Below are 7395 nucleotides of genomic sequence, written 5' to 3'. Positions count from 1 at the left end.
ATATTTATGAATATCATTATTTTTACAATATAATTTTTTTATTTATTGACAAATATTGATATTTTATGTATAAATTAAATGTTAACATAATATTTTTACATAATTGGATAGCTTTATGAAAAAAACGATCTATTTATTTTTAATTAGTATTTTTATCTTTACATTAATTGCATGCGGCAGTAAAGATAAATCAAACGAAAGTATAAGAGTGAGTATAGGAGCTGAACCTCAAAGTATAGACCCTTCATTCTTATCAGCAATAGACAGCATGATATACACAGTGCATGTATTTGAAGGACTCACAACAAAGGATAAGGATAATAATATAATTGGAGGAGTTGCTGAAAGCTGGGATATATCAGAAGACGGTCTAAAGATGACTTTTCATTTAAGAGATAATGCTAAATGGTCTGACGGAAAGAATGTTGAAGCAAAAGAATTTGTATATTCTTTTAGAAGACTTGCAGATCCAAAAACAGCATCAGCTTATAGTTTTTTAATTACACCAATAAAAAATGCAAGCAAAATAATAGAAGGAACTTTACCTATAGAGGAACTTGGAGTAAAGGCAATAGATGAAAAAACTTTACTCATTGAATTTGAAACTCCTACAGCATATTTTTTGGAATTAGCAACAGTGCCTATATTTTCGCCTCTTAGAGAAGAATTTATAAGTGATGATTGGACTTTTTCACCTGATACATATATAGGTAACGGCCCATACAAGATGGTAGAAAGAAGACCAGATGAAATAATATCTTTAGAATTAAACACTAATTATTGGAATAAAGATGCTATAGTGGCTAAAAAAATAGATTTCATAATGTTTTCTGATGTATCAACTGCTTATGCTGCTATAAAAGAAGGTTCAATATTATACTCATATAAAATACCTTCAAATGATATAGATTTACTTAGAGAAGAAGGATATTTAGTTATTACGCCATCGTTAGGCACTGCTTACTATGCTTTAAACAATACAAATGAAGTACTAAAAGATAAAAGAGTACGCAGAGCATTAGCACTTGCAATAGATAGAAATTACATCGTAGAAAATATCACTAAAGGCGGAGAAAAGCCTGCAGCTGCTTTTATACCTTTTGGACTTAAAGATGTTACAGGCGATTTCAGAGAAAACGGCGGCGGATACTATAGTGTTAAAAAAGAAGATTATCAATCTAATATTGAAGAAGCAAAAAAACTTTTAGAAGAAGCAGGATATAAAGACGGCAATAACTTCCCAGTATTAGAGTTTAAAACTAATCCCGGTGCCGGTGTTACAATAGCAGAAGCTGTTCAGCAAATGTGGAAAGAAAATTTAAATATAGATATGACTATTACTCAAGAAGAATGGTCAGTATTCCAAAAGAATAGACAAACAAGACAGTATGTTACTTGCAGAGCAGATTGGATAGGAGATTATCTTGACCCTATGACTTTTGCTGATCTATTTGTAAGCACAAGTGCAGGAAACAGAGTAGGATACAATAATCCTAATTATGATAAACTTATATTAGAAGCTAAAAATACTATAGATAACAAAATCAGAATGTCTAATATGCATAAGGCTGAAGATATGCTTATAGGCGAAGATATGGCATTCATACCTCTTTATCATTATACAGCACCATCAATGCAAAGCCCAAAACTTAAAGATGTTTCGGTAGATACTTTAGAAATAAGAAGATTTTTCTATTCTTATGTAGAATAAAAAAATAAATATAAAAACAATATCAAAGCTAGTATTTATACTTTCTTAAATACTAGCTTTTTTAATAAAACAAATATTAATTTATATTCTTCAAAGCAATAGCTAATTGACTATACCCAGCATTTCTCAAACTGTACACCTCTGAAAAACCGCTCTTATCCATATATATAGCAACTAACCCCGCTCTGCTTCCGCTGGCACAATAAAGTAAATATTTTTTTTGCTTATCAAGACCAGAAATCAATTTTTCTGTATTAGGATCATTTAAATCCACCAATACACTGTCCTTTATAAAGCCAGTTATCGCTATTTCTTCAGAACTTCTAATATCCAATAACTGTACATCATCATTTTTATTTATGAGATCAACAGCCTCATCAATATTTAAATATTTAACCACACCAAATATCCTTTAATTAAAATATACTAATCATAGGTATAAGATATTAACACAAATACAAACAAATATCAATATTGAATATTATAATAAAAAATTTAATTTACACTTATACAATATTATTATAAATGATTATAAAAATTATAATTATGCAGTAAAATAATTTATAAAAGAAAAATAAATTACTTTTCAAATCTTCTAAAAGGCATATTCTCTATAGCACCTTCAGCACCTATAGTTTCATTCAACTGACCATTTATAAGGAATATTACATTATCTATTCCCTCAAATTGAGTAGCAGTATATACAAATTGATAAATTTGAACCATAGTTCCTTCATTGCCTAGAGGATTAAATTCAAAACTCTCATTAAAGTTTAGATATACTGTATCGCCTTCAACAAATATATCAAGTAATTCTGTATCTTTAGGTATACAGCTTATTATATTTCTGCTATTTTCCTCATCAGTAGCACCTATAAGCAATTCTTTTATAGCTTCTTCTACAGATGATTTATTATTAAATTTTCTCTCTCTAAATATCAATGTTATAGAACCAGTATTTTCACTGTATTCCACCAAATATATACCTTCATCATTATTTCTTTTTAATTCTCTTTGTGTTGAAGCTCTTGTGATAGTATTATTTGCTTTTTTTCTTCTGTAATTATTAATATCATTCTGAGCTTTCTTCATCAATTCTTCTTTATATGTTTTTTCTGATGAAGTATTTTCTTTTATAATATTAGAGTTATTTAAATTGTTATTATTATTTAAATTATTATCTATACTATTATTATTTATTATTTTAGTATCATCTTCTTTAACAATATCATCATCTCTTTTTATAACAGAGTTATTGTTATTAGGATTAACCATATCATTGATTACTCTATTATAATCAATATTTGCTTTATCCAATGAGTCATTATTGATAGTATATACAGATGACTGAATAATTTCTTTTCTGCTTAACTGAGAATTATTATCTGTTTTTTTCTCATTGTTATTTTCTTCTCTTTTAATAGTATTAACTTCATTATCTTTTTTATTAACATTATTATTTTTTAAATACTCATCTACATTAAAAGTATATTTTTCATTTGTAGTTTTCTCTGTAGTTGGAACATAATCTGTTTTAGTACCATAAGTTGTACTTGATGCAGGCTTCATAGTTGTAGTTTCTCTTTTTACTGTATTTTCTTTAGGTTTTAGAATATCAGCAAACATACTTTTATTATTAGTACTTTGAGAAACTTTATTATTATTTTGTGAAGTATTAGCTTTTTTAGTATTGGTACTAACTTTATTATTATTATTAACAGGAACCCTCTCATTTAATGTTTGAGAATTATTATTGTTTCTGTTTTCTAATATCATCTGCTGCAAATAATTATAAGGCTTATCAGTTTCAGCACTTTGTTCTGTATTATCAATATTTTCTGTACTTCCTGTATTTACAGTACTTTCTTCATAAGAACTTTCTGTATTATTATTAATATCCTGATTATTATTTATGATAACAATATCATCATCAGTATTTTCTTCTAATACCTGATTATTATTATTATCATTCATATTATAATTACTTCCGGCAAATAAAACAGAAGCATGATTATCACCATAATCTACATATCCGCTGTCATAAAGTATAGAGTTATTACTTCCGCTATTATTAAAGAAAGGAAGTAAAGATTCTTTAGTTATAATACTAGAGTTAGTAAAATTATCTATATCAGCAAAAGTATCTAAACCAGCCTCTATTTTTGAGTTAGTTTCATAAGTCATAACGGATAAAGTTTCATTTGTATTTTCTTTAATGAAAAAATTAAATAAAGGTATATTATTCAAAAAACTCATTTTATCAGAATTTTCTGAAACACCGTCAGTTTCTAAAGCCAAAGCCTGACTATGATTAATACTGAAAAAATCCTTTATAGCAATATCCACCATAGGAGAATATTTTTTTACAACAGAAAAAATTACAGCAACAAGAATTATAAAAGAAACAGAAATAATTAAAGGCTTTTTTAAATTTATTTCCTTGCTGTCATTTCTTATTTGTCTTGTATACGATATACCTTTAGATTTAGCTTTAAGCTGCTCGTATCTTGGCACTTTATCACTCCAAATTATTATATATCGTATTAATTATCGATAAAAAGATAAATGCAATTAGGATTTTATTTAATGATACATTTTAAGCATTGAATTGGTATATACCAAAAATTTTTAACTTTGTCAATTTTTTGTTGTTCTTTTTCCCGCCGCAAAAAGAACCAAAAAGTGCAAATATAAAATTAGTATTAAATTATACTAATTATGTTTTGCAGGTAAGATAAATTACTAAATTTAAGTCAAAATGCAGCCTTTCGCGAAGCGTATCCGAGCCTGTCGAGGATATAGCTTCTTTGTGGCAACAAAAGAAGTGGGGTTTGGGGCAAAGCCCCAAATATAAAACCAAAACATAAATTTATTTTTGACAAAGTATATTTGTTTAGGTATATACTAAAATTTTTATATTAAAAAATGAAATATATTATTTATACATTAACAATTATGCAATAAAAAAGGGGACTTTTAAAGCCCCCCTGAATTTCTTAACAAATATTATTAATTATCTATTTCTATAATATGATTTATTATATCCGCCTCTGTCATTATATCTTTTATTGTTGTTATATCCGCCTTTTCTTTTTGAATAAACTTTTACGCTTCTGTATGGAGGCTCACCATCACTTTTAGTTTCAACATCTTGATCGTTTTGAAGCTCTAAGTGTATGATTCTTCTCTCATAAGGCGACATAGGAGCTAAAGCAACAACTCTCCTAGTTTTTTTAGCCTGCTGAGCAGCCTGACGAGCTATATGTTTTAAAGTTTCTTCGCGTCTTTCTCTATAACCATCAACATCTAATATGATATGTCTTTCTGTATCATCATTAAATTTTTTAGAGGCTATTAATGATATAATAAATTGTAGAGCTTCTAATGTAGCTCCTTTTTTACCTATTAAAACACCAGAATCTTCTGTTGAAATATTAATATAAATTCTTTTCTCACTTTCTTCTTTAGCAGTTACTTCAGCTTCCACACCCATATATTTTAATATATTAGATACTATAGATTGAAATTCACCTAAATTCGTAGAAATTTCTTCATAATAAACGCGAATAATGGTTGGAGATTCTTCTCCGAAACCTAATAAAGTGCGTTTACCCTTATCAATAACTTCAATTCTAACCTGATCCTCTGTAAGATTAAGTTCTTCTAGTGCCTTACTAACGGCTTCCTTTTCTGATTTACCGCTAAACTCTTTTACTAACATAGTATCCTCCTTTCTATATGATAAAGTAATATTTTTTACCACTTTGTTAATTGATTGATTTTTTATTTATTACTTTCTTTTTCTCTTTTTCTTTTTAGTATTTGTTTTCACTTCTTCTACAACAACTTCATTTGTATTAGATTTATCAAGTTTTGCTGTTATAAACTGCTGAATAACACCAAATATGTTCTGAGCAGTCCAATATAAAGCAAGACCGCTTGCAAAATTATAAAACATAAGTAACATCATTAAAGGAAAAATTGTAGTCATCATCTTCATTTGTGTAGCGACTGAACCTGATGTAGCGGCTGAAGATGAAGGCTGTAATTTCATACTTAAATAACTTGTTATTGCCATAACTATAGGGAATAAGTTAAAGTTAAATCCTCCTAATATTGGTATTCCTGCTGGAAATACAAATAACTTATCCGGTGATGAAAGGTCTGTTATCCATAAAAATGGTGTATTTCTAAGCTCTACCATTGACTGCATTAAATAGAAAAATGCTATCAATAATGGGAACGGCAATAACATAGGAAGACAGCCTCCTAATGGATTAATCTTCTCTTTCTTATAAATAGCCATTATTTCTGCATTCAATTTTTCCGGATTATCTTTATACTGCTCTCTTATACGTTCTATCTTTGGATTAACTAATTGCATCTTCTTCATAGATTTATAAGAAGCATTATTCAATGGGAATGTTACAATCTTAAATAGCAATGTAAATAAAAGTATAGCTAAAGCATAGTCATTAGTTATATTATACAAAGCATTAAGCATAATATCTAATATATAAGTCAAAGGTCTTAAATTAAGTCCTAAGAAAGATTCCTGGAATATAGATTCATAAGATTCTTCTACATAATATTTAGAGAATAATCTTCTAACTTTAGGCCCCATAAATACAGAATAATTATCTGTTATAGAATCACCGCTTTTTATATTATGTTTAGAAACTAAATTAGCTAAATGGAAATCATTTCTATATTCATTTGTAGAAGGTTTTGAAAAAGTCATAGTTTCAAAAACTGTATTATCAGGCTGTGCTGATGATGAAATAATAGCAAAATATCTATTATTTAAAGTAACCCATTTATCCTGACCTTCATAAACATTATATCTCATTTGATTAGTTCTTATTCCTCTTGAAGAAGAACCGAATAATCTTGAAAATATATTATCTTTTACTATATCGCCTGTTAATAATATTTTTGATTTACCATTTCCTTTTATTAAATATTGTGCTCTAGTAGCATCTTCTCTAACAGAATTCTTATCAGTTCTATAAGGTCCTATACCAGTACCTAAGAAATATGAGTAGAATAAAGGCAAATCTTTTTCACCTATATTTTCTATAGTTACAGAATTTTTTAATTGATAAGGATCTTCTCCAAAACTAAAAGTTTTAGTAATTTTTACCGGCACATCATCAACGATAGCATTTGCACTATAAGTTACAGAATTACCATTATTATCTAATAATTGATAATCTAAATTTTCAGGCAATGCAATAGAATTGGAAAGATTTTGAAAAGTTACAGTAAATGGATATATACCCTCATAAACTTGTTCAACCATATCTATAATTTCATTAGCTGCCTCTGGGCCTAAATCCTGAGGGTGATAATTTTTCAATTTATATGAATAAAGAGAACCATTTTTAAATGTAGCTATAACATATTCATTCTCTAAAGTTTTTTCATTATTTATTACTGAATTAGTATTTTCTACACTTTGAATTTTTTGCATTTGTGCAGTATTCAATAGAGGGTTAACATTATTGCTTGCTGTATTACTCACAGCTGAGGAATTAGTATTTGTATCTGAACTATAAACAGGCTTCATTGTTTTAGCCTGATAGAACATATAAATGAACATTATTATAGCTGAAAGACCAATTGCTATAACCATTCTTTTATTATTGCTCATAAACTATTAAAGCTCCTTAAATCAATTATAT

5 protein-coding genes are annotated in these 7395 nt (G+C 27.7%); 1 reads left to right on the top strand and 4 read right to left on the bottom strand.

The annotated features are described in order from the left end of the window. Nucleotides 1–115 precede the first annotated feature (115 nt). Nucleotides 116–1711 carry a peptide ABC transporter substrate-binding protein gene (locus tag R4K56_RS02835; protein WP_335761035.1) on the top strand — a complete coding sequence of 532 codons (1596 nt, stop codon included), beginning with the start codon at nt 116–118 and terminating at the stop codon, nt 1709–1711. Between the two features lie 76 nt (nt 1712–1787). Here R4K56_RS02835 and R4K56_RS02830 read toward each other — a convergent pair whose 3' ends face one another. From R4K56_RS02830 to yidC, 4 genes are all read right to left on the bottom strand, one after another. After that, on the bottom strand, nt 1788–2111 hold the full coding sequence (locus R4K56_RS02830; protein WP_335757997.1) for a rhodanese-like domain-containing protein: 324 nt from the start codon (nt 2109–2111) through the stop codon (nt 1788–1790). 179 nt (nt 2112–2290) lie between these two features. Continuing rightward, nucleotides 2291–4225, bottom strand: a complete 1935-nt coding sequence (locus tag R4K56_RS02825; protein ID WP_335772999.1) for a GerMN domain-containing protein — start codon at nt 4223–4225, stop codon at nt 2291–2293. A gap of 499 nt (nt 4226–4724) precedes the next feature. Continuing rightward, entirely contained in the window at nt 4725–5432 is a 708-nt protein-coding gene (jag, locus tag R4K56_RS02820; protein WP_335757999.1) for an RNA-binding cell elongation regulator Jag/EloR, read from the bottom strand. Between the two features lie 69 nt (nt 5433–5501). After that, the gene (yidC, locus tag R4K56_RS02815; RefSeq protein WP_335772998.1) at nt 5502–7364 is read right to left on the bottom strand and encodes a membrane protein insertase YidC; all 1863 of its coding nucleotides are present in this window, start codon (nt 7362–7364) and stop codon (nt 5502–5504) included. Between the last annotated feature and the right edge of the window lie 31 nt (nt 7365–7395).

The organism is Brachyspira pulli, from assembly GCF_036997785.1.
Taxonomy (GTDB): Bacteria; Spirochaetota; Brachyspiria; order Brachyspirales; family Brachyspiraceae; genus Brachyspira; species Brachyspira pulli.
Note: the sequence above shows the minus strand (reverse complement) of the source record. Positions and strands in the feature narration are given on the sequence as shown.